Below are 24,241 nucleotides of genomic sequence, written 5' to 3'. Positions count from 1 at the left end.
TCTTCAAGGAAGATAGTTAACAAGATGATAAAAAACGGCGGGGCCGAAGCCCCGCCGCCATGATCGTCTGTAGGCTCTTTGCCGAGATCAGCGCAGGAGCTGCAACACGCTCTGCTGCGACTGGTTGGCCAGCGAGAGCGCGGAGACTGCGATCGACTGACGGGTCGACAGCGCCTGGCTGTTGGCCGCTTCCTCGTTGGTGTCGGCCAGCGTCAGGTTGGACGAACCGGTCTGCAGCACGTTGATCAGGTTCTTGTTGAAGTCCTGACGGATCTGCACGACCGACAGGTTCGAGCCGAGCGCGGAAGCTTCCGAGCGCAGCGTGCTCGAAGCCGTGTTCAGGTTGGTCAGCACCTTGTTGGTGGCGGCGTTGTCGATAAAGTCGACGCCGTTCACGAGGTTGCTGAGACCAAGACCCGCCGCGTTGAAGGTCACGCCGGTGATGTTCAGGTTCGACTTGCCGGTTTCGTCGAACACCAGCTTGAGCTGATCGCCGTTGAGCAGGTTGACGCCGTTGAACGAAGCGTCAAGTGCCGTGCTGGTGATCTGGGTCAAGATGTTGTTGTACTGCGAAACCAGGCTCGCGCGCGCCGTCTGCGCCACCGAGTCAGCCACAGGGGCTGCCGCGGGCGACCAGGTCAGCGCGCTGGTGATGGTGCCGCCGATCGCGCCACCGGAGGCAACCGAGCCCAGCGTCGAGGACGCATAGTCGTTGCTGGCAGAGATCGTCAGCAGGCCGTTGGCGTCGATCGTCGCGGACAGGTTATTGGCCTGCAGCGCCTGGTTGAGCTGATCCAGGGTCTTGACCGTGCCGTTGGTGCCGTCGCCGAAGGTGACATTGACCGCCGTGCCGCCGTTGAAGGAGGTGAAGGTCAAGGTCTTGCCGCTGATGCCGCCCACGCCGGAGGTGCGCGAAGCGGTGAATGCCGTCGCGGTGCCGGTGTTGCCGGCGAGGCCGAACACGGAGAGCGCATTGCCGGTGCCGGTGATCGAGAGGTCGGCATTGACGCCGGTCGAGATCTTGAGCTGGCCGCTGGCGTTGATCGACGAGGCGGTCTGGCCGGACGCGGTAGCCACCGAGGCCGCACCGTTGGTGATGGTCGCGGTCTGCACGCCGGTGGCGAGGTCGATCGCCTTCAGCAAGTCGCCGACGTTGCCAGCCTGGAGATAGACGGTCGAGTTGCCGTTGCCGTCGGTGACGACGTTGCCGCTGACGCCGGAGCCCGCCGGAACCGCCGTGGATGCGGGAGTGGGCGCATTCTTGAAGGTGATGACCTTGCCGTCAACGTTCAGCGTCGATCCGTCCTGGACCAGCGCGCCGAGAGAAGTGCCGCTGGTGACGCGGGCTGCCGTGACCGTTGCGTTGCCGCCGCCGGTCGAAGTGGTCAGACCCAGCTTGTTGAGCGTGTCCGCCTTACCGGTGATGCTCAGGTCGGCGCCCGTCGAACTGTTCAGCACCAACGCGCCGCCGGTGACGTTCGATACGTTCTGGCCGGCATTCTGCGTCGGGGTGCCGTTAACGTTGCTCTGCACGCCGCTCGCGATGTCGATGGCGGTCAGGACGTCGCCGATCGAAGCCTTGGTTGTGGAGCCGAGGAAGATCTGGGCGTTGCCGTTGGCATCCGTGTAGACATTGCCGGTCGTGCCGGCTCCGGCGTTCACTTTGGTAAAGCCCGCCGGAGCGGTGGTCGGAGCGTCACCGGCTTCGAAGGTAATGGTGTGACCGTTGACCGTGAGGGTATCGCCCGCAACAACACCGGCGTTGGCGTCGCCCGCCGCCGTGCCGTTCAGCAGGCTGGCCGCGGTGGTCGCAGCGTTGATCACGGTGCCAGTGTCCGTACCCTTTGTCGCGCCCAAGGTCGAACCGCCGGTCGCAGCGCTCGTGCCGCCGGCCGCGCCGGAGTACAGCACGTTGCTGCTCGCGATCGCGCTCGCGAATGTCGTGGTGCCGCGCAGGTCGGCGGCCGTCGCACCCGCGATCGTGGTCGAGACGTTCGATTTGGTGGAATAGCCGACAGTGGTCTGCAGCGCTTGGTTGGCGATCGACTTCGCGGAGTCGATCAGCTTCTGCAGCGCGGTGATGCCGGCGTTGGCTTGCTGCAGCACCTGCACACCGTTGCCGATGCTGTCGAGCAGGTTGTTGATGTCGCTGGCGCGGTTGTCGAGCGACTGGGCGGTGAAGAAGTTGGTCGGGTTGTCGAGAGCGGAGTTGACCTTCTTACCCGTGGCCAAACGGTTTTGCGTGGTGGCGAGCAGGTCAGCGGTCGACTGGAGAGAGAGGAGGTTCTGGCGAACCGATGCCGAGAGAACAATGCCGGACATTGTGTTTCCTTCTGGGTTTGTGCGTCAATTCTTTGACGCTCCTGTTGCTACCCGAGAGGGATTAACAATGGCTGTCCGCACATGGTTAATGTCTTATGAACTCCGAACTGTGCTCTCCTTGCGCGATGAGGAGGTCGCGAGCGGCCAAGATGCAATGAGTCGGGGACGCGAGAAGGCCAACACTGCCTCTGAAATCGGCCCAGCTACCCTGACTTAGGTACCGCACACCCGATTGGAAGTCCGCCAGCGATACCAGAATCAACGCCACGGCCGCCAAATCACCAATCACGGTTTGCATTTGGGACTGACTTCGGGGGCAGAACAGGTGGCCTGGGATCAACCGAGGTGTATGCGCACCGTTCGCCGCTTCCACTAGCACTGAAAGTTCGGCTGTCTTTGTAAAAGTTCGGCTGTCTTTGTAAACGTCGCCATGCCCATCGTGCTCCAGAGGCCACAGCCCTGGGCATGGCTGGGATGGTGCAAAACCACCAGGGCCATCGCAACGAAAACGGATAACAGCAAGAGCACGCGCATGGGGTCGTTCACCAAGTATCTTAGTCGAATCTTGGCCGACCAAGCGCTATGGATGCCGCCGCGGCTGGGCGCCGACATTGCGCAATCGGGCCCATTCCGATAGCGAACGGAAGGCTGGGAGGAAAAACAAACATCAATGATCTGGATCGCCGTGTCTGGCTGGCTCGCGTTTTGCGCGGCGCTGGTCGTGGTTCGTCTGTCGCGTCCGTCGCGGCCAGAGTTTCGCGAGCGGCTGCTTCGATGGGTGGTGCGGGGCGCGAGGCGCCCGCTTCCGAAGGGCGAGCGGCTTCGCGGGCGGCGCGAATGATAGGTGGGTGCCGGAGGCAGTCTCTGCCTTCTGATTTTTCCGAATTCCGACTCTGCGCAACTGTTGACCCGTCGCGGGTAGGTGATTGAAGCGTTGCCGCTACTATCTGTGGTAACACTCACGCTGCCGAATTGCTCAGAGAAGCATTTTTCCACCGCGATGCATAATTCGTCAGCGATTGACGCATGGTGGGAAAAGCATAAGGTTCCCACGCACGTCCCCAGGGCCCCGGTCAAGCTCGGGCCAAAGGCGAAGGGAAAATGATCAGACTGGTGGGAGGGCAATGATCCCAGACGTCGTCGACGATAATAGTACCGCAGCGCTGCTGCTCATTGTCCTCCTAGATCTCCTAGCCGGCGCGATACTCGCGATTCAATATATCGTCCGGAAACGCGACGTCCTACACGGGGGCTTTATTGAAAGCCGAGACGACCGTGGCCGTTCCGGATAGGACTTTGCTGCCAACGCCGCAGTCTTTCCAATGGAGGCCAGATCCAAAAACGAGGTGAGCGGCCCCCACGATCAGCCCAGACCAGCTGCGGATCAAGTGCGCCCGGCCATGCGCTGCCCCAACTCATAGCAACTAAGCCCGATCAGCGGAAGCCCCGGGCTCCCCGCCCGCGCTCGCCGCCGTACTCTGCTAGAAGGGGAAGGTCTGGGCCGGTTAGGAGATTTGTGGAGCCTACTCTCCACAGGACTTTCTGAATCGAAACCAGCGGGTTACGAACGTGTGGTTCTGTTCCGCGAGTAGCCTTTAGGCAGATTAGCACGATGCTAATTGAGTTGGATCAAAACACAATTGCGAACATGACGGCAGCTCTTGAGTTTGTTTGCAGAAAGCTGCCGGCCAAAGACGACAACCACGAGGCGCGGAAGCGCATAGCAGACGCCATGGTCGCTAGCGGGAAAGCCGGAAGGCGCACCTATGCTGATTTCGTAAGTGCGGGTTTTGCGGTGCTAGACGAGATCACCAAACAGCCTGAAGTCAAACGGTTCGGATTCAGGTGGTTGGCGTTTATCGCCGCCCTGCGGCCTCGCTGATGCGTCAGACAGAACCAGCTCTATGCGGACGAGGGAAAACCCACTTTGTCTCGCCGAGAGAGTGATCATCCCGGCGTGACATGGCAGTGCTCATCATCGCCCCTTTCGCCCAGTGAACTGCTGGCAGTTCGGTTAGTTTAATACCTCTATCTGCTGGGCTGCAAAAGCTGCAACAGCCCAGCGCTTGATGATCGCAGCGACATCTTCTTCGGGCAGTTTGTCAACCAGCGTAACAGGTGATGTACTGCCAGTCCCCGATCTGCGTAAAGTCCGCACTTTGCAACGTCTAGTTCATCAAACTCTGCTCCAGCGCATCGCAAATTCCGTGTGCTACCGCGAGATGAATCTGTTGGATGATCGGCGTTTCATCGCTAGGCGCGATGAGCAGGTGATCGCAGTCGGCCCCCATGGCTTCGCCCCTAGCGCCGGTGAAGCCTATCGTAACGAGGCCGCGCGTGCGTGCGGCGCGCAGCGCCGCCAGAATGTTCGGCGAACGACCGGAGGTCGAAAGGGCAAGTAGCACGTCCCCGCGCACACCCAAGCCTTCGATCTGACGCACGAATACTCGCTCGAACCCGTAATCATTCGATATTGCGGTCAGTACAGAGCTATCGGTAGTCAATGCAATCGCAGCGCAAGCGGGGCGCTCCCTCTTATACCGGCCCACGATCTCAGCGGCGACGTGCTGGGCATCCGCAGCGCTGCCCCCATTGCCTACGATCAGGAGCTTGTTGCCGGCGCGGAGGCGTTCGCTGATGACATTAGCGATGTTTTCCAGAGTAAGAAGTATCGTACTATCCCGCACGGCACGCTCCAATGCGCCGAGTGATCGCTCAAGATGCGCTCGGATCACGCCTACTCCGACCGACTCCTCTGTGGTTTGCTTGCCCAAAAATGCACCAACAGTCACGATAGCTCGCCGTCCTACTTAGGCTGATATAGCTGCACGAGCAAGTCCGCTTTGATGAAACTTTCTCGCAGCAAGCCCGGCGCTCGAATCAGCTTCTTATCGGCCGAGTGCTGAAAATTGATAATCCAAATTGGTATCAATATTTTAGGTGCGCTTCACGCGATTTTGTTTCTCGCGTGGTCACGATATCTCTCGGTGGGGCAGGTCGGGCGCACCTAGGAAAGTCCTTCCATTATTGTCCACGAGCGGCAACGAGCGCGCACGCGAACAGCGCTGCGATTGCCCGAGTGCCAGGATCAGTGCTGGAACGTGGTTCCCAGGCACTCCCCATCAGGCACCGGAAGCTCTCGCCGGCAACTGCCGCTGCGATCGTCTGCGTTCCCTGAGCATCTCGTCTTATCCTAGGATCGGTGAAAGGAGATAGCTGAGCACGCTGCGCTTGCCGCTCTTGATGTCCACGGTGACCGCTGTGCCGCGCCCCAGATTGACTTGATTGTCATCGATCCGCATTTGCAGCTTGAAATTCGCTCTGAACAAGACAAGAACCACAACATGAAGTGAAGCCGCTTTTCGGAAGAGCAGATCACCGGCACTTTGAAGGTGCACGAGGCTGGTGTTTCGATTGCGATCTTTGCCGGAAGCACTGTGGCAGTGACGCCAGTATCAATGGAAGGCCAAGTTTGGCGGGATAAATTCCCCAGAGGCTCGGCGGCTGAAGATCCGCAACTCACTAACTAACGGTTGACGGCTCGGCTCGGCTTGCGGCTAGATACGCTACTATTTGAGCGGAGTCGTGTATGAATACTGTGTCAGACGATCACGCGAATTTTGTGTTTTCTGGCGCTTGCCCAATTTGCCAAAAGTCTGTCACCTTCTCAGCTACCAATCCGTGGTTCCGTGACTTTCTTTCGTGCAGCGGATGCGGATCAGTGCCGCGAGAGCGCGCGTTGATGCTGGTTTTGCAGCGTGAGCGGCCAAATTGGCGCGATCTTGCAATCCACGAATCATCACCGGCAGAGCGAGCCGCATCGTTGATGCTAAAGCGTTACTGTCGCCGCTATGTGGCAACGCAGTTTTTCCCCAACGTGGAGCCGGGATCGCTGCATCACGGATATCGATGCGAAAACCTGGAACGATCGACTTTCCAAGATGGGTCTTTCGATGTTGTGATCACCCAAGACGTTATGGAGCACGTCTTTGATCCAGCGTCTGCTTATCGAGACATCTCTAGGACGCTCAAACCTGGAGGTATCTACATTCATACCGTCCCGATTTATAAGGAAAAAGTCAATTCAGAGCGAAGAGCTAGGCTGGTCGGGAACCAAGTAGAACATATCTTTCCGCCCGAATACCACGGAAACCCAATCGATCAAAAGGGCTCATTGGTTACGTATCACTATGGTTACGACCTGCATGATCTGATCGCCAGCTGGACACCTTTTTCGGTCGAGATCACCCGCTTTAATGATCGCGAACACGGAATAATTGCTGAATTTTCTGAGGTTGTCGTTTGCCGAAAGCAACGGCGCGGGACCTGAACGCGCTTGCCCATACGTTTCGTTTCGTTAGCATGCATTCGGCGAATGCTCGCTCGCACTCCCAAGGTGCGGCCAGAGAAAGGCTTACCCGAAGAGCATACCGCGGTGTTGAAGTGACCCTACCACGGCGGCAAAGATGGCGCACGCGAATTGCGACTGCCCTAAAGCCGGATCATTGTCACAAGTCATCCCCAGCGGCGCTTCTCATCAAGTGCGATCCTCTTAATCTAGCGCTCCCGCATCGTGTCGTGCTTGTACCTTAGGATCGGCGAAAAAAGATAGCTCAGCACGCTGCGTTCGCCGGTCTTAATCTCCACAGTGACTGCCATGCCGAGCCCGAGATCAACCAGATTGTCATCAATCTGCATTTGCGTTCGGTCAAGTGAGACTCGCGCCGAATAGGACAGCTCCTGCCCCTTGGGTTCGCTGCTGGCGTTGTTAGCGCTGTTCACATTTTGGGCGTTTGGTTTATCGCGGGCAATAGCGTCCCGAGAAACGCTGATCACCTTGCCGTGGAGGAGGCCATAACGGGTGAAATTGAAGGTATCGACCTTGATCTCCACGTCCTGGCCCGGATGCACGAAACCGATGTCGTGGTTCGAGATCATGGCCTCAACCTCGAGATGGTTCTTCTCCGGCACCAGCACGAGCAAAGCCTGCGCTGGCGTGACGACCCCGCCAATTGTGTGGATGGCAAGTTGCTGCACCACCCCGTCCACCGGAGCGGCGAGCTTCTGGAATTTGACGCGCTGCTCCGCTTTAGCAACGTCTTCGACGAGGCCGGCCGCCTTCACCTCCGCCTTATTGAGCGCGTCCAGCAGGTTACTATGGAACTCCGCGATCGTCTGCTCGCGCGTCTGCACAATGCCGGCGATGGCGGCTTCAGATTCATTCAGACGGCTCCTCTGCACGCTGACATCCTGTTGCTGCTCGATCAACTGCTGGAGCGATTGCAGATATTGCAGCTTTGAGCCGAACTCGCGGTTGTACAAAGCGCTGTATATGTCGACCCGTTGCTGCACCACGGGAATGGTCGCTTCGAGTTTGCTGATCGTGGCCGCCGTGGTCGAGCGCTCCGCTTCCTTTTGCGCCAGTTGTTTGTCTAGGGCCGCGATCTTCGAGCGCTGCTGCGCTACCTGGTCGATCAGGAGCTGGCGGGCCACTGTGGCGAGCTGCGGGGGCGCGCCTACGGGCGGATGGAAGTTGATAGTGGGATCCGCGACATCGGACAGCGCCGCTCGCAGGCGTGCGATATCGAGCTGCGCCGCAGTGAGGTCGCTCTTGAGATGGTCGCGCTCGGCAAGATACATGGTTGGATCGAGTTCGATGAGCACATCGCCCGCCCTAACCGCCTGGCCGTCTCGTACGTGGATGGCGCGCACCACTCCGGTCTCGAACGGCTGAATGGTCTTAGTGCGGCCGCTGGTAATAATCTGTCCGGGAGCGGAGGCGACGATGTCGACTTTGCCCAACCCGGCCCAACCCACCGCCAGACAGACCAGCGTGATGATGATGAGCCCGATTGCTCTGCCTGTGGGTGACGGCGGCGACTCGATGATCTCCAGCGCAGCCGGTAGAAATGCGATCTCTTCCCGATCGCGCCGGCTACGCGGTGGGAACGGAACGATCTTGGGGCACTTCGCGGCATCGTTAGCGGACTTCGTGGATCCCGATCTCATGGATGCCACCTTGCATGCGATAGAACTCCGCATAGCGCCCACCATTTCTGATCAGCTCGTCATGCGTGCCGTCTTCGATCAGACGGCCACGCTCGATGGTCACGATACGGTCGCAGGCGCGCACCGTCGAAAGGCGATGAGCGATGATGAAGACGGTGCGTCCCTTGGCGATCTCGCGCATGTTCTGTTGTATGACCCGCTCGCTCTCGTAGTCCAGCGAGCTGGTAGCCTCATCGAGGATGAGGATGCGTGGATTGCTCATCAAGGCGCGGGCAATCGCGATGCGCTGGCGCTGGCCACCGGAAAGTGAAGCACCCCGCTCGCCGACTATCGTGTCATAGCCCTCGGGCAGCTCGAGAACAAAGTCATGCGCGCCGGCGAGCTTGGCGGCAGCGATGACCCACTGCATCGGCGCGGCCGGATCAGCCAGGGCGATGTTGTCGCGCACCGAGCTATTAAACAACACATTTTCCTGCAGCACGATGCCGATTTGGCGCCGCAACCATGAGATGTCGACCATCGCAAGGTCGACGCCGTCCACCATCACCCGTCCGCTCTCCGGCACATAGAGCCGTTGCATAAGCTTGGTGAGGGTGCTCTTGCCCGAACCCGACGGGCCGATGATGCCCACCATCTGCCCCGCAGGCACGGCGATACTGATGTCATGCAGTGTTTCGGCTGCATCAATACGGTAGCGGAAGGTCACGTGCTCGAAGGTGACATCGCCGCGGATGGCCGGCAACGCTGCGCGCGCTGGGTTGTAGGTCGGCTCCGCCGCCCTATTGAGGATGTCTCCCAGGCGAGCAATGGAAAGGCGCGCCTGATGAAAATCCTGCCAGATCTGCGCCAGTCGTAGCACCGGCGCGCTCACCCGGCCCGCGAGCATGTTGAAGGCGACGATCTCGCCGACAGTGAGGTTGCCATCGATCACCAGCTTGGCGCCATAGTAAAGCGTCGCCGCAATCACCAGTTTGTTGACGAGCTGCACGCAATTGCTCGCTGCATTGCCCAGACTGATCACTTTGAAGCTCGCTGCTACATAGCTCGCCAGCTGCTCCTCCCAGCGTCGCTGCATCTGTGGCTCGACCGCCATAGACTTGAGAGTTTCAACGCCGGTGACGCTCTCCACGAGGAAGGCTTGGTTCTCGGCACCGCGCTGGAATTTGACATCGAGACTCTCCCGGAACAATGGCGTCGCTGCCGCAGAGATGCCGATGTAAAAAGGAAAGGACGCAAGCACGATCCCGGTCAGCAGCGGCGAGTAGAGGAACATCACTGCCAGGAATACGAAGGTGAAGACCAGATCGATGACTAGCGTGAGTGATGAGCTAGTCAGAAAATTGCGAATATTCTCGAGCTCGCGCACACGCGCGACCGAATCACCCACGCGTCGCGCCTGGAAATACGCAATCGGCAGCGCGAGCAAATGGCGAAACAGCCGAGCACCGAGCTCGACGTCGATGCGGTTGGTCGTGTGCGCGAAGAGATAAGTGCGGATAATGCCTAGGATCGTCTCGAATAGGCCGACCGCGACGAGCCCCAGGGTAAGCACGTCGAGGGTATTTATGCTGCGATGCACCAACACCTTGTCGATCACCACCTGGAAAAACAGGGGAGAAACTAGCGCCAAGATCTGCAGAAAAAACGAGGCAAGAAGTACTTCCGCGAGAGGCCGTCGATATTTATAAATTGCACCGAGGAACCATGCGATATTGAACTGGCGCGACACATCAAGCAATCCAGCTCGTCGCGTCATTAGCACGAGACGGCCGTCCCAGACCGCCTCGAACTCGGCCCGGGTCATCAGCGCCGGCCGGCGCGGAGGCGATTGCACCATCACTTTATCCGCACTGGCCCTGCCGAGGAGTATGAACCCACCATCCTTAAGGGCAGCGATAGCCGGTAGGGGCGTGTTCGGCAGTCGTGCCCACGTGGTGTTGCGCGCGCGTGCCTTGAGCCCGAATTCAATGGCAACCCGCAGCATTTCCGGAATGCCAATGGTGGAGCCGCCGAAGCGATGGCGGATCTGCTCGGGATCGGCACCGATGCCGAGCGAACGCAATAATGTGACCAACGAGAAAAGACCGACCACATTCCTATTGTCGGCGTCATCGGGACTATCCATCATTGCAACGCATAAACTCTTACAAATTAACTCTTATAAATCGGTTTGGGTCGACTGCGGCCACTGACGACACACGAATAGGCGAAGAAATTCTTGGTATGGCAGGGCGCAATTCTCAAAATGAACCTTACGGTCGTTCGGCACGATGAGAATTGGTTGAAATCGCTCATCGCGCTCTTTTCAGAAACCCGCTCACAACTGGCGGTCGTGCGCTAGGTTTTCAGGCAATCGCGTGCCAGCTCGTTCCAGGATTGAGAGCTACTGGTCCACCGCCGATCACGTTGTTTCCATTCATGTCCCAGATCGCAGCCTGCCCGTTCGTGTTTTGCCAAAGAATATCAGTATGACCGTCGCCAAAGTAGTCACCCGTTCCAATGGCCTTCCAACTCGGACCAGCATTGAGAGCCACTCCATTCTGGCTCACTGGTCCACCGCCGATCACGTTGTTTCCATTCATTTCCCAGATCGCAGCCTGCCCAGTCACCGTATTTTGCCAAAGGATATCGGAATGACCGTCACCATTGAAATCGCCTGTTCCGATCGCTGTCCAACTCGGACCAGCATTGAGTGCCATTCCGTTCTGACTCACTAGTCCACCGGCTCCATTGCCGAGCACGTTGGTCCCATTCATTTCCCAGATTGCAGCCTGCCCAGTTACTGTGTTTTGCCAAAGGATGTCGGAATACCCGTCGCCATTGAAATCGCCGGTTCCGATCGCTTTCCAACTCGGACCAGCATTGAGGGCCGCTCCATTCTGGCTCACTGGTCCACCGCCGATCACGTTGGTCCCATTCATTTCCCAGATCACGGCCTGTCCAGTTGTTGTGTTTTGCCAAAGGATGTCCGAATTCCCGTCATGGTTGAAATCGCCTGATCCGATGACGTCCCAATTCGGACCCGGATTGGGGCCAACTGTGCCTCCGCCGATCTTATTGGTTCCATCCATTTCCCAAATATCAGCCTGCCCATTCGTATTCTGCCAAAGAAAGTCGGACAGACCATCGCCGTTGAAGTCACCTGTTCCGATCAGGTTCCAACCTAGACCCGGATCAGGACCAGCCGGCCCACCACCGAAGGCGGTAGTGCCGTTCTGTTCCCAGATCACCGCCTGTCCATCCGTGTTTTGCCAGATCAGGTCGGAATAGCCAGTCCCATAGAAATCAGCGTTGGTTTGACCAAGCGCGCCCGTGGTGGTCGGAGTCGCAATGAACCCGTGCTGGAGGTCGTTGCCATCCTCATAAGACCCGACGACTTGGCCGGCGTCGTTGATCCCCCAGACGGTGGTACCAAAAAGGCTACTAGCATTGGGGGCGTCGAAATTCGTGAACACCCCATTGCTGTAGGTAAAGCCATGTGACACGCCGCTGCTATCGTAATAGGTGCCAGCTACGACACCGGAGGCATTGATCCCGGCGACATAGGTTCCAAGAGTGTTCACGCCCCCGGCAGCGGGATCACTGAAATTAGTGAAAACCCGATTGTTATAGATAAAGCCATGTGGCGTACCGTTGCTGTCCCAGTACGTACCAGCTACCTCGCCCGAGGCGCTAATCTCGACCGGGAGGGTACCGACAGAAATTGTGCCTCCCTTGGGATCGCTGCCCGCACCCGGGTCGTCCAAATTGGTGAAAACCCCATTCCTATAGATAAAGCCGTGCTCGACAAACCCAAAATCGAATGAGGTGGAATAGCTTCCAGCTATCGCGGCGGAAGCATTGATCGCGGTGACTTGGGTATCTGATGAACTGACAGATGTGCCGGGGATCGTAAAAACGCTACTTGGATCGGTGAAACTGGTAAACGTCCCACCGCTATATGTGAAACCATGATAATTGCCTTGGCTGTCGGTATAATCTCCGGCTATCTCCCCAAATTTGTTTATCCCAGCCACATAGGTGCTGCCGTTGCTGCCGGTGCCGGGATCGCTGAAATTGTGGAAAATGCCGTTATTATAAATGAAACCGTACTCGCCACCGCCGCTGGGGGAATAATCCCCAACCACTTGGCCGGAGTCGTTGATGCCGGAGACAGTGGTATCGTTGAGGCCGGCGGGATCGTTGAAAGTAGTAAGAACTCCATTATAAATGAAGCCGTGATAAGTATTGTTACCATCATGATAAAAGCCAGCGACCTCGCCCGAACTATTGATCTCCTCTCCCTCAATGGTCGCATTAGGAACATTGAACACGGTAAACGAGAACTTCGCCACCGACTCCTCCTCTTAATTTAAATCGATAAACAAAATTCAAGATTAATACCGACCATCAACGATGGTCCACCCCATACTCGGTGTCAATACCCTACCCATCATGGAGAGGATCGATCTGCTCCGATGCCGACAAAGCGCAAAAAGCGCCACTAAGGAAATAGGGCAGGCAGGATATTGGCGGACGACTCATGGCCGCAACACTATAGGTGACTACCCTCCACAATTCCCTCTCGACTTTAGGCGATGGCGTGCCAGCTCATCCCAGGATTGAGAGCGGCTCCATTCGGGCTCACCACCGGTCCACCGCCGATCACGTTGTTTCCATTCATGTCCCAGATCGCAGCCTGCCCGTTCGTGTTTTGCCAAAGAATATCAGTATGACCGTCGCCAAAGTAGTCACCCGTTCCAATGGCCTTCCAACTCGGACCAGCATTGAGAGCCACTCCATTCTGGCTCACTGGTCCACCGCCGATCACGTTGTTTCCATTCATTTCCCAGATCGCAGCCTGCCCAGTCACCGTATTTTGCCAAAGGATATCGGAATGACCGTCACCATTGAAATCGCCTGTTCCGATCGCTGTCCAACTCGGACCAGCATTGAGTGCCATTCCGTTCTGACTCACTAGTCCACCGGCTCCATTGCCGAGCACGTTGGTCCCATTCATTTCCCAGATTGCAGCCTGCCCAGTTACTGTGTTTTGCCAAAGGATGTCGGAATACCCGTCGCCATTGAAATCGCCGGTTCCGATCGCTTTCCAACTCGGACCAGCATTGAGGGCCGCTCCATTCTGGCTCACTGGTCCACCGCCGATCACGTTGGTCCCATTCATTTCCCAGATCACGGCCTGTCCAGTTGTTGTGTTTTGCCAAAGGATGTCCGAATTCCCGTCATGGTTGAAATCGCCTGATCCGATGACGTCCCAATTCGGACCCGGATTGGGGCCAACTGTGCCTCCGCCGATCTTATTGGTTCCATCCATTTCCCAAATATCAGCCTGCCCATTCGTATTCTGCCAAAGAAAGTCGGACAGACCATCGCCGTTGAAGTCACCTGTTCCGATCAGGTTCCAACCTAGACCCGGATCAGGACCAGCCGGCCCACCACCGAAGGCGGTAGTGCCGTTCTGTTCCCAGATCACCGCTTGCCCATCCGTGTTCTGCCAGATCAAGTCGGAATAGCCGTCGCCGTAGAAGTCATTCGGGACCGGGAACGAAGCCGAGAAGACCTGTGTATCCGCAGTAAACTGATTAGAAGTAATAAACTGGGTCTCCCATCCGACCACAAACTGGTTGTTTCCTAGGGAAGTGACGGTTGGTGAAAAAACATCATTCGTGCCATTTGACGAAGCGACAGTAATTGGCGAGCTGAGAGCCTGGCCCGTTTGGCCGAAAATTTCAGCCTGGACCGTCGCGCTCCCGCTAGGAGTCGAATCAAGCCAAGTCACCACAAAATCATTATTCGAAAGAGCAGCAACCGAGGGTTGCAGCAACCTGTCGCCAGCAGCCGAACTCGCAATCAGAAATGGCACAGAAGCGGACGCACCCGTGGAATTAAAAAATTCGCCAGACAAAACGTTAGGCGCGGCTGAGTTTTCGCCCACAAGTAAAAGATTGCCGTTACCAAAAGTGGCAAGTCCAAGACCGCCGGTTGCAAAAAAGACTGGAGTAGCTTGTTGGATGATAGTGCCGGTTGGCGTAACGACCGCATATTGCGGAGTATCCGCCGCCCCGTTAAATTGATCCCAAGTGATGACAAAGTTGCCGTTTGCTGTCTGCTTGCCAAGCAACAATGCACCAAAGCCAGGCTCTGGCGCAAAAGAGATCGACGGGCCCGCCGGCGCCAGCGCACTATTCCTTCCGGCAAGTATTATTCGTGAAGTTCCGCCGTTAATCTCGTCAAAGGATTCTTCAAAGCCACCTGACGCTGGACCTACTGTCAATTGTGAGATGCTGCCGTCATTTAATGTGGCGGAGCTGTTCGCAGCCTCTTGAATTTCGGTCCTAATAGTCGTCTGCGTTTGCGACGGGCTTGTGATTGCAAGGTCGAGCTTTGTAAAGGGGGCCGCGTTATCCGCAAATAGCGACACCGTCTGGCCTCCAGTCAGACTGGCGACACCATATAAGTTGCCTGGGTTATTAACTATCGCATTTGTGCTGACCCCGGGATTAAGTAGGTCGAGTTGATTGTTGAACTCGAAGGCCGCGATATATGAGAGTGAGTCAGTGGGAGAAATTTCTTGATTCGAGGTTGTAAACACACTTGTGTTGGGTGAAACGGGAGTTATCCTCGTCATAGTGATGGCCCTCGCCTGTGCGTTAGCGCCAATATTCAGCCCGATGACGCCGGAGTTTGAGTTGGAGACATCAATATTCCCGGTAAAAGTACCTGTGGTGACTTCGGGTTCGCCGCTGCAAGAAATGATATAATTGTTAGAATTACTCGTCGAAGCCGTTCTTGTGCCGCTTGTGATTATGGGTGCCGTGTTCAATCTTTCTATTGATTAAGCTTCATGCAGCGGCATTGAGCGGAAAATGCTAAATTTATACAATTTCTGCGGCCATTACCCCCTATAAACAATAAATGGAAGCATAATAGCTGAACTTTTTAACGTTATGTCTATTGGGACCAAGATGTCAATATTCAACCGGCGGAGCTCTCCCGAGCCCGATCGTGAGCTTCTCATCCTTGGCATGACGCAGCTCTGATGGGCCCATGTCAGGATGGCGTTGCTGGTGAGTTCGCCGCCATTGTCGCTGACCGCCATCTTCGGCGTGCCGTGCTCAACCACAAGCCGGTCTAGTTCTCGCGCCACCCGGCTGCCGGAGAGCGAGCTATCGACACCAGCGCCAGGCACTCGCGGGTGCAGTCGTCGACCACGCGGAAGCGGCGGGTCACCGCGACCTGACAATTGTCTTGCTTGCCCAGTTGGCCGCAATATTGCCGTGCAACCCCGACCGAATGCCGCCCCTTTTTAGGAAAGCCCGTATCATCGTATCATCGATGATCCAGGCTTCAATCTCTCCGTGGCGCGCGATGCTCGGCAGCACTAATTCACGAACCTTGGTGGTCCGACCAGTCGCCTTGACCGACAAAATGCAACAATGACTGGTGTTGCGCTCCTGTCCGCTCAGGAGCCGTGATCGCCGCCATCGGCTCGACACTCTTGCGATCGCAAGACATCATCAGACCGGTGCAGTAATCGCGAAGCGGTTTAGCTCGGCCCGCGTGCCCGATCACGCTCGTAAGACCCTCAACATACGCCGAAAACCGCGACGCGACGTCCCCCCGATTTTGCCAGACCCATCTCAGCCTCTCCGTATGCTGAAAAGATGAGTCTTCTCAAGTATATAATTCTTCTCGGCAAAAGGCCGCGACACTCTGAATTAGTAAGACTAGAAAGTGCCAACGCCAAAATATACCGAAGACCAACTAAAGACAGGTCAGCATCCGCCGGATGGCCCGGCCGGTGCGCCAAATTGTTGCGGCCATTTTGGAAAAGATCCACCAAACCAAAGGGAAACCTTGAGACCGCCTCCTAACTGCATCAGCAATGCGAACGACCTTACGTTTACGATATTGATCAATTTCTGAACGAGCTTGCGCTCGATATCGATCAAGTTCTGAGCGAGCTTGCGCCCGATATCGATCAAGTTCTGAACGGGCTTCCGCTCGCAATCCGGCAATTTGGTTCTGCAAATCCGTGACTTGGTTTTTCAGATCTGCGACTTGGTTTTCCAGATCTGCGCCTCGTTGCATTCCAGTCCGCAGGCGATTTTGCAAGCGAAACGCGTCAAACAAAGATAACGACCTCGTAATCGATGCAATCCGTCGAAGTCCGGGCCAGTCGCTGTAAGTGCGGAGCATTGAATGAATCCGTACACGATACAGGCAAGCTACTCTGGGGATGATCGATATCCCGTGACCTCGCGACTTGAGCGCCAAGTAAAAAGCCCAATCCTCGAACTTAGCTTTGGTATGCTCTCCCCATCCTCCGACGTTTCGAGCCATGGCGACCCGAACCCCAGAATTCGCGTGGCCGAGGATGTTTTCTGTTTGCGCTGCGATCGCTCCATCGCCGAGTGGGCGATATGTGTAACCGGCCAACCCTAGACCCGATCGGAAATCGTCGCCATCGTTGAAGGCTCTTAGATATGGGACAGCTGCGCCTGCGTCAGGATTGCGGTTGAGCGCCACGACTATATCCCGAACCCAATCATTGAGCGGAATGTCATCTGAATCTATATTTAGAAGATACGGGGTCTTACAGGCGGCCAACGCCGTATTTCTGGCGCCCGCCAGTCCCTTATTAACTTCATGTCGAATGATCCGATGAGGTGCGCTGAGCTTGGTGGCCGCCGACTCGAGCTGCAGGGCCATTTCCCGTTGAGAGGCATCATCGACAATTATTACCTCTGCAGGCGGTAGAGACTGATTATTCAACGCGTTAACTAGGTCTTCGACATATTGCAATGGCGTATTGAAATACGGAATGACCACTGATGCCAAGCCCTCTAGATTTGCATTCGTTTCCAGTGACTCCGTCGGGAAATTAATTGGCGTCGGCACCTGCGCCCTAACTTCGGCAAGCAGCGTTCTACGAATGAAATCTCTTTCTGAGGGCGATTTTGCAACACTCTCCATGATTCTGCGGAACAGGGCAGCGGAAGTCGGATCCGCCAATCCCTCGCGCCAAACAGGGCTGGAAAATATCTCGGGAATTCCTCCCGTGTTGGTCGAGACGGCAACGCCTCCCGCTGAAACGACATCTAAGATGGCGATGGGATAATTGTCCGCCCGATATGGCAATATAAATAGCGCTCTTGGCGAAGCCTCCAGGATGAAGGATCGCAGAGTGTGCCAGTCGAAGTCCTCGTGCTCCACAACTGTGAAATGCGGCCTCAATTCATCCAAGCGATGATCCATCGCCTTGTCGATCCGCTTCCCGACGGCAACGATTTTTTTTACGCCCGCAGATTGCAATTCGACGATGCCCTGGCTTACTGCCTCGACAAATAGATCAAATCCCTTCATAGGGATTCTTTTCCCGATAAAGACGATGTCGGTAACAGCCTCGGCAGGTTTCAAATCAATAGGTACAACCTCATAGAAGTATGGGATCAATCTAATCTTTTCTGGAGCCGGCTTTATACCGGATTCTGCGTATAAATCCCGGAGGAACTTTGTTGGAAAGACAACCAGATCCGCGGCTTCGATGCTGATCTTTTCTTTTTCCGGCGTATTCGCGCCGAAGTCTTGCCAACATTCATTCGCGTTCTCAAGATAGAACGAACTTCCGTGACAGTGGACAACCGTGCAGAGTGTTTCAGGTAATATTCCGGCACGCTTTGCTTGAGAGATCCTGCATCCTATGCCTCTGTAGTCTTGATATTGAACGCTCCGGACGTTCGGCAACAAGAAGAGAAGGTGTTCGGTAGCTTCAAATAGAAGATCTTCCGGCGGTTTTAACGCTGACCTCTTTACTATCTGAGACGGGTGAAAAATACCGGTTGGCCAGGGGTCAAATGAACTTGGTTCGATAGGATCGTAAAGTAGTACGATTGAATTTTCATACTGCTTTCTTTGGTTCGCGACAAACGCCCCAATCCCTCCTGAATGGTTTGCTCCGGGATATTCTGTGGTGACGAGAATGTCGACAGGCTCCGTCGCAGTACGAATTCCCAATTGCGCCAAGTAGCGAACGTGATCCGCCGCGTTATAACTAACGTCTGCTATGATCGTTGATAACGCCGAATCGAATTTGTTGGGATGGACATGCCCGGCCTTTATGACCGAGAGTCCCGCCGCACCAAGAAGCCCGCAAAGCTCTAGCAGTGTCCACTCGCGTATATGAGCAGAGTTCGCCGGAATTGCCTCGTTTCTAGCATAGTTAAGCCGCGATCGATCCGGCGTCGATAGAATGAGCCGGTTCTCGGGGTTCGACGCTAATACTCGGCGGAGAAGAACTAAGAACGGTCGAGGGTCCGTAAGATGCTCGATAACGTCGCTTGCAATTACAACGCTCGGCGCGTCAGACGTTACGATGAGACCGCATACATTAAAAACGTCATTCCAGTCAGCTAGGTTACACTCATAAAACGTCGCATATGGAATGTTCTCGCGTGCCGAAGCCAGCGATCTTTGATAGTCGACAGCGATGACCTCGACCTCTGTCCCCTCGGTAATGGCCCGAAGTTTAAGTGCGTTCCCACAGCCCAAATCAACAATGCGTCTCGCGTTAATTTCATTCGCAACGTTACGAGCATAATTGTAGACATCCGCTTGCCAGACAACCACTGTATGAGGGCTATCGTCGAAAACGACGTTGTGCGTCCTGAACTGTCCCTTGCTGCCATAATTCGATGCACTCGAACACTCGTCCGGGCGATACCGTAAGGTCGAGAAGTCCCCAGCGAAAAATTCTACTGGGCGCAGCACCGGCATTTCGAATTCCGGATGATCCTCGGAAAGGCTAGAGATAGTCACACAAATTCCCCTTCGTCTTTTAGCCAGTCGATCGTTTCGCGCAACGCCGTAACGAATGGAACAACCGGCTTCCAGCCGGTCTCCCGCTTAATCCGTTCACAACAAAGGATGCTCATCGGGACGTCGAATGTCCGAGCTGGAGCAAATTCAAGCTTGGCCTTTTGTCCGAGCGCCGACTCTATTGCCGAGACGATTTGAAGGATAGATTTGCCGCCATCGGAGCCGCCCACGTTAAAGTTGCGTAGCTGCCCTTGATAATTACCTAGGGATATCAACGCAGAAATTGCGTCGTCGATGTAAACGTAATCTCGGACGTTGGAACCATCGCCAAATATCGTAACTGGCTTGTCGCGAATCATTTGTCGGACGACGGTTGGAATTAGCCCTTGATGCCTAATGCCTGTCTGCAGAGGCCCAAACGGGTTTGCGAGCCGAACGGAAAAACCGCGCAGACCGTGCAAGCGCTCAAAAAGCTGCACATATTTCTCAATTGCAAGTTTGTTGATGCCATAGGCCCCGATGGGATTGGTGGGATGATCTTCAGTGATTGGCACGTTGTTGGTAGGACCATATATGGTACCGCCGGAAGATACGAAGACCACCCGCGAAACGCCGTTGCTTACGGCAGCTTCAAGCATTCTGACGGTGCCAACTACGCTTTTTTGAATGTCAGCCACCATTTCGATGTTTGCTATGTTCGGCAATGTAGCGTGGATCAGATGATAGACAATTTCGGCGCCGTGAATAGCAGTTGCGAGAATGGTTTCGTCCGAGAAATCGCCGGTGATGACATTTACGCCCTTCAGTGCGCGTAGATTTAAGAAACTTCGGCCGAAGGCGGAGACCTCAAACCCAGCTTTCACTAACTGTCGACATAAGTGAGTTCCAATAAAGCCACCGCCACCGAGAACGACCACCTTCACGACTTCCTCCCCCCGACTTCCTTGCCGATGCGATGTTGCTCATGTCGCCCCCGCTCGGCGGTTATCTCGCCCGCGCCAGAGATCCGCCGCCCGGCAATACAGTCATGTAGCACGGGCTGTCACGCCTCACCGACATCGCGCTGGGCAGCGAAAAGCAAGGCGTCACGCCATCGATCAAATGCACGATCCGCCGCGGATCGGCCATCTCAAGGCCAAGCACTGCATCGACCCAACTATCTCTGGTTCAAGCAAGGCTTCGCCAACAACGTAATTTTCGCCGTTGTCGATTAGCTTCCCGGCCTCAGGTTGCGCAAACCCTGGCCACACTCTTGGCCCAATCAGATGATTGCGGACGGAGATCGCTGGCGTCACCACCCCGCCGGAGAGCATAACAGCTGCGGGTGGCGAGATGCGCAACAGAGGCGATGGTCTACTGCTCAACTGTACGGCGATTTCGCATCAATGTCCGCTCCCAGGCAAGTGCATGATCAATAATCGTATCCAGGTCGTCAAACTGCGGAGACCAACTCAGTCGTGAACGGATTTTCGACGCTTGCGCGATGATAGCCACTGGATCACCTTCGCGGCGGGAAGCGATCCGAACCGGAATGTCATGCCCGACGGCGCGGCGGACGCTGTCAATAACTTGGAGCACCGAATAGCCGCGTCCGTAGCCGCAGTTAAACGTGGCATTTGGACCTTTGCTCCGCAAATAATCTAACGCGGAAAGATGTGCGCGTGCAAGATCGCAGACATGGATATAGTCGCGTATGCAGGTGCCGTCCGGCGTAGGATAATCAGTGCCGAATACATCGAGATGATCGCGCAAGCCCAGCGCGGCCTGAATTGCAACTTTGATCAGATGCGTCGCGTCGGGCGCGGAATGCCCCGTACGCATTCGAGGATCCGCGCCGGCTACGTTGAAGTACCTTAGGATCACGTAGCTGAGGCCATGCGCTGTCGCAGCATCCTGCAGCATCACCTCGGTCATCAGTTTTGACCACCCGTAGGGGGACAATGGGACTGGCACTGCGTCCTCGGAGACCGGCACTTGTAGCGGATTTCCGTACACGGCCGCGGTCGAGGAGAAGATAAAATGGCGAACTCCGCCGGCAATCGCGGTCTCCAATAGCGTCCGTGAGTTTGCGGTATTATTGCGATAGTAATCCAAGGGATGACCAATTGATTCGGAAACCACAATTGATGCAGCGAAATGCAATATGGCCTCTACGCGATGACTTTTGATTAGTGAGGCTACTAGTATCGCATCGCCAACGTCCCCCACGATGACCGGCACATCCCTCGGCAAAAAAGCTGTGCGTCCGGTGGAAAGGTTGTCGAGTACAACCACCCGCTCCCCGGCTTCCACGAGGGTATGAACCATATGGCTTCCAATGTAGCCAGCGCCTCCCGTCACCAATACGCTCATGCGTACCTTTGCAATTATCCCTTTAGCCCGCGATTACAGTCCAGAGATGCGCCTTGAGGCACAACGTCCGAGGCTTATGCTCTACCTCAGAATCTACTCGGCGATGCGTGAGCCCCCAGCTCACCGACGCACAGAACGAATTCGGAATTGCGGAAGCGCGTATAATGCGAATACGAAAAGCTTCACATCCGCATAATGCCGTCCCGGAACTGAACTCGGAAGTCCAAAACATCGGAGCGATATAAGCCTCAGGACTTGGAGTGTCCAGAGCCAATTCCTTTCGCTGCTGCAGGAATGGTCCGCGGAGACTTCACCTTCCACCGAGCTTTGATCCAGCGGCGGTTAGAGTCTGCGGCAACGAATACTCAGCACCAAGCTTCTGGCCCTCCCCGCGCTACCGAGACCGACCGTTCGCCGTCGCCAGAAGGGGACCTGTGTGCCCGCCTGCAAACGTATGCCCCTCGTGACCTTGCCCCACGGGCTTAATCCAGTTTGAAGTTCGTTCTGGCCCACGACAAGGACCAGAGCATGAAACGCAGCCGCTTGTCGGAAGAGCAAATCATCGGGATTTTGAAGGAGAACGAGGCCGGCGTCTCGGTCGCCGACCTGTGTCGCAAGCATGGCGGCGGCGACGCCAGCATCTAAAAATGGAAGGCCAAGTTCGGTGGGATGGAGATCTCGGAGGCCAAGCGGCTGAAGACGCTGGAGGACGAGAACACGCGGCTAAAACGGCTGTTGGCCGACGCCATGCTGGACAACACGGCCTTGAAGGATCTCTTGGGAGAGAAATGGTGACGCCCGCGGCCAAGCGGAAAGCTGTCGCCCATCTGCGAGGCGCATTCGGGATGAGCGAACGGCGGGCGTGTAAAGCCATCGGCTGCTGCCGCATGACCATGAGATACCAGACGACCCGGGCGGACGAAGCCGGCCTTCGCCAGCGCATGAGGGCGATCGCCCAGGAGCGCCGCCACTTCGGCTATCGGCGCCTGCACGTTCTGCTCAAGCGAGAGGGCTATGTGATCAACCACAAGAAGCTGTTCCGGCTCTACCGGGGAGAGAAGCTTGCGGTGCGTCGCCGTGGCGGTCGCAAGCGGGCGATCGGGACCCGGGCGCCAGTGATGGTGCCAATGGCGCCGAACGACCGCTGGTCTCTTGACTTCGTGTCGGATCAACTCACCGGCGGCCGCCGCTTCCGCATCCTGACACTGGTCGACGACTGCAGCCGCGAGTGCCCGGCGCTGGTGGCCGATACCTCGCTCTCCGGCACGCGGGTGGCGCGGGAACTGGACCGGCTGGTGATTGAGCGCGGCAAGCAAGCCGAAGATGGTGGTCAGCGACAATGGCAGCGAACTCACCAGCAACGCCATCCTGGCATGGGCCGATCAGAGCCGCATCGCATGGCACTACATCGCGCCGGGCAAGCCCATGCAGAACGCCTTCATCGAGAGCTTCATGTATAGACGGCCCCGCGGATGCAAGGGATTTTTGGCGGCACTTTGGATACCGGTCGGGTGCGTTCATGTATACGGCCTGTTAGTGCGACCGATGCCATGGCCGCTGGCCCTGATGGAGATCGCGGATCGAGGCCTCATCAACGGGTCGCGCTTGTGCGCTTAAAGCTCTTCGGGCTTGCTCGATCCCCAGCTCCGCCGGTTTCCATCATGCTGTCATTTGCCCTCACACCATAAGGTGGCCAGGATACGCGGAAAGTTAAGCCGCGAGCTTAGGCCGATAGAATTCCCCGGTGGTCATCATTGCCCAGATGATCCGGGCCAATTTGTTGGCAACGGCGATGGCGACCACCATGGGCCGACGCCGTTCAAGCAGGGCTTCGATCCAGCCGCCTCCGACCCTGGAGCGTGCCTTTGGGTACCGAACGACGTTACGTGCTCCGATCACAAGCAAGTGCCTGAGATAGGAATCGCCCTGTTTTGTTATCCGGCCCAGCCGATCCTTCCCGCCAGTTGAGTTCTGCTTAGGTGTCAAGCCAAGCCAGGCCGCGAACTCTCGCCCGGAGCGAAACATTGTCGGGTCCGGCACGGTCGCAGCGAGAGCCGTGGCCGTTATGGGACCAATACCGGGAATGGAGGACAACAACTTCGCCATCGGATTAGTTCTCTGGATGAGAGCCAGCTCACGCTCGATGGCCTCGACCTGCTGGTCCAATTCCTTCAGTTGGTTCACGAGAATGGCGAGTGCCAGACGAGCATTGGCTGGTGCCGCCAGGGCCTCGTCATCCAATAAGTCCACCAGACCATCCACCCGTTGCCGGCCTTGCCCGACAATGATTCCGAACTCAGCGAAGTGAGCTCGAATGGCACAAGCCGTCATGGTTCTTTGGCGGACCAGCAGGCCTCTTGCGCGATGAAGCATCAGGAAGCCTTGGTTCTCGACGCTCTTGATCGGAACGAACCTCATATTGGGGCGGGTCACTGCTTCGCAGATCGCGGCCGCATCGGCGGCGTCGTTCTTAGCTCCTCGCCGCACGTAAGGTTTTACATAGGCAGGCGGAATCAATCTCACCTCGTGTCCAAACCGCTGAATCTCGCGTGCCCAGTGGTGAGCGGTGGCGCAGGCTTCGATGCCGACCAGACACGGCTCGATCGAGGAGAAGAACGACCCGATCTCGCCTCGCCGGAGGCGTTGGCGACTGGTGATTTGGCCTTTGCCGTCAACTGCATGGACGTGAAATACGTGCTTCGAAATGTCCAACCCCATTGTCGCGACTTCCATTGGTCAA

Annotated in this window: 11 protein-coding genes and 4 pseudogenes; 3 read left to right on the top strand and 12 right to left on the bottom strand. The window is 56.5% G+C overall.

Features of this window, described 5'->3' with window-relative positions; translation table 11 throughout:
- Positions 1-87: 87 nt before the first annotated feature.
- A complete protein-coding gene (locus P6U23_RS10840; RefSeq protein WP_407179673.1) occupies positions 88-2,322 on the bottom strand; it encodes a DUF1522 domain-containing protein in 2,235 nt (744 codons plus the stop codon).
- Between the two features lie 2,168 nt (positions 2,323-4,490).
- Complete coding sequence (locus tag P6U23_RS10835) at positions 4,491-5,114, bottom strand: D-sedoheptulose 7-phosphate isomerase (RefSeq protein WP_407179671.1); 624 nt, start codon at positions 5,112-5,114, stop codon at positions 4,491-4,493.
- Positions 5,115-5,696: 582 nt separating this feature from the next.
- Between P6U23_RS10835 and P6U23_RS10830 the strand changes: the two are divergent.
- Positions 5,697-5,832: pseudogene (locus P6U23_RS10830) on the top strand (transposase); the annotation flags it as partial.
- Positions 5,833-5,911: 79 nt separating this feature from the next.
- Entirely contained in the window at positions 5,912-6,652 is a 741-nt protein-coding gene (locus P6U23_RS10825) for a methyltransferase domain-containing protein (protein ID WP_407179670.1), read from the top strand.
- Between the two features lie 227 nt (positions 6,653-6,879).
- Here P6U23_RS10825 and P6U23_RS10820 read toward each other — a convergent pair whose 3' ends face one another.
- From P6U23_RS10820 to galE, 9 genes and pseudogenes are all read right to left on the bottom strand, one after another.
- Complete coding sequence (locus tag P6U23_RS10820) at positions 6,880-8,331, bottom strand: HlyD family type I secretion periplasmic adaptor subunit (protein WP_407179669.1); 1,452 nt, start codon at positions 8,329-8,331, stop codon at positions 6,880-6,882.
- On the bottom strand, positions 8,303-10,459 hold the full coding sequence (locus P6U23_RS10815) for a type I secretion system permease/ATPase (protein WP_407179668.1): 2,157 nt from the start codon (positions 10,457-10,459) through the stop codon (positions 8,303-8,305). Before P6U23_RS10815 ends, P6U23_RS10820 begins: the two co-directional genes overlap by 29 nt.
- Before the next feature lie 217 nt (positions 10,460-10,676).
- Positions 10,677-12,665: an FG-GAP-like repeat-containing protein gene (locus P6U23_RS10810; protein ID WP_407179667.1), complete on the bottom strand. Its 1,989-nt coding sequence runs from the start codon at positions 12,663-12,665 to the stop codon at positions 10,677-10,679.
- Between the two features lie 236 nt (positions 12,666-12,901).
- Positions 12,902-15,154 carry an FG-GAP repeat domain-containing protein gene (locus tag P6U23_RS10805; RefSeq protein ID WP_407179666.1) on the bottom strand — a complete coding sequence of 751 codons (2,253 nt, stop codon included), beginning with the start codon at positions 15,152-15,154 and terminating at the stop codon, positions 12,902-12,904.
- A 213-nt stretch (positions 15,155-15,367) separates the two neighbouring features.
- Positions 15,368-15,570 (bottom strand): annotated as a pseudogene (locus tag P6U23_RS10800) (DDE-type integrase/transposase/recombinase); the annotation flags it as partial.
- 42 nt (positions 15,571-15,612) lie between these two features.
- Positions 15,613-15,846, bottom strand: a pseudogene (locus P6U23_RS10795) (transposase); the annotation flags it as partial.
- A 249-nt stretch (positions 15,847-16,095) separates the two neighbouring features.
- The gene (locus P6U23_RS10790) at positions 16,096-19,107 is read right to left on the bottom strand and encodes a glycosyltransferase (RefSeq protein ID WP_407179664.1); all 3,012 of its coding nucleotides are present in this window, start codon (positions 19,105-19,107) and stop codon (positions 16,096-16,098) included.
- Between the two features lie 38 nt (positions 19,108-19,145).
- On the bottom strand, positions 19,146-20,072 hold the full coding sequence (locus P6U23_RS10785) for an NAD-dependent epimerase/dehydratase family protein (protein WP_407179662.1): 927 nt from the start codon (positions 20,070-20,072) through the stop codon (positions 19,146-19,148).
- 430 nt (positions 20,073-20,502) lie between these two features.
- Complete coding sequence (gene galE, locus P6U23_RS10780; protein WP_407179660.1) at positions 20,503-21,501, bottom strand: UDP-glucose 4-epimerase GalE; 999 nt, start codon at positions 21,499-21,501, stop codon at positions 20,503-20,505.
- Between the two features lie 528 nt (positions 21,502-22,029).
- Here galE and P6U23_RS10775 point away from each other — a divergent pair.
- Positions 22,030-22,953, top strand: a pseudogene (locus tag P6U23_RS10775) (IS3 family transposase); the annotation flags it as partial.
- Positions 22,954-23,211: 258 nt separating this feature from the next.
- Here P6U23_RS10775 and P6U23_RS10770 read toward each other — a convergent pair.
- Entirely contained in the window at positions 23,212-24,234 is a 1,023-nt protein-coding gene (locus tag P6U23_RS10770) for an IS110 family transposase (protein WP_407179658.1), read from the bottom strand.
- Between the last annotated feature and the right edge of the window lie 7 nt (positions 24,235-24,241).

The sequence above is a fragment of the Bradyrhizobium sp. STM 3562 genome, assembly GCF_045571435.1.
Taxonomy (GTDB): domain Bacteria; phylum Pseudomonadota; class Alphaproteobacteria; order Rhizobiales; family Xanthobacteraceae; genus Bradyrhizobium.
This window is presented reverse-complemented; position numbering and strand designations above follow the sequence as displayed.

Coding starts and splice junctions, on each gene's coding strand:
- P6U23_RS10840 (WP_407179673.1), bottom strand. CDS start 2,322: ATGTCCGGCATTGTTCTCTCGGCATCGGTTCGCCAGAACCTCCTCTCT.
- P6U23_RS10825 (WP_407179670.1), top strand. CDS start 5,912: ATGAATACTGTGTCAGACGATCACGCGAATTTTGTGTTTTCTGGCGCT.
- P6U23_RS10820 (WP_407179669.1), bottom strand. CDS start 8,331: ATGAGATCGGGATCCACGAAGTCCGCTAACGATGCCGCGAAGTGCCCC.
- P6U23_RS10815 (WP_407179668.1), bottom strand. CDS start 10,459: ATGATGGATAGTCCCGATGACGCCGACAATAGGAATGTGGTCGGTCTT.
- P6U23_RS10790 (WP_407179664.1), bottom strand. CDS start 19,107: ATGCCGGTGCTGCGCCCAGTAGAATTTTTCGCTGGGGACTTCTCGACC.
- galE (WP_407179660.1), bottom strand. CDS start 21,501: ATGAGCGTATTGGTGACGGGAGGCGCTGGCTACATTGGAAGCCATATG.
- P6U23_RS10770 (WP_407179658.1), bottom strand. CDS start 24,234: ATGGAAGTCGCGACAATGGGGTTGGACATTTCGAAGCACGTATTTCAC.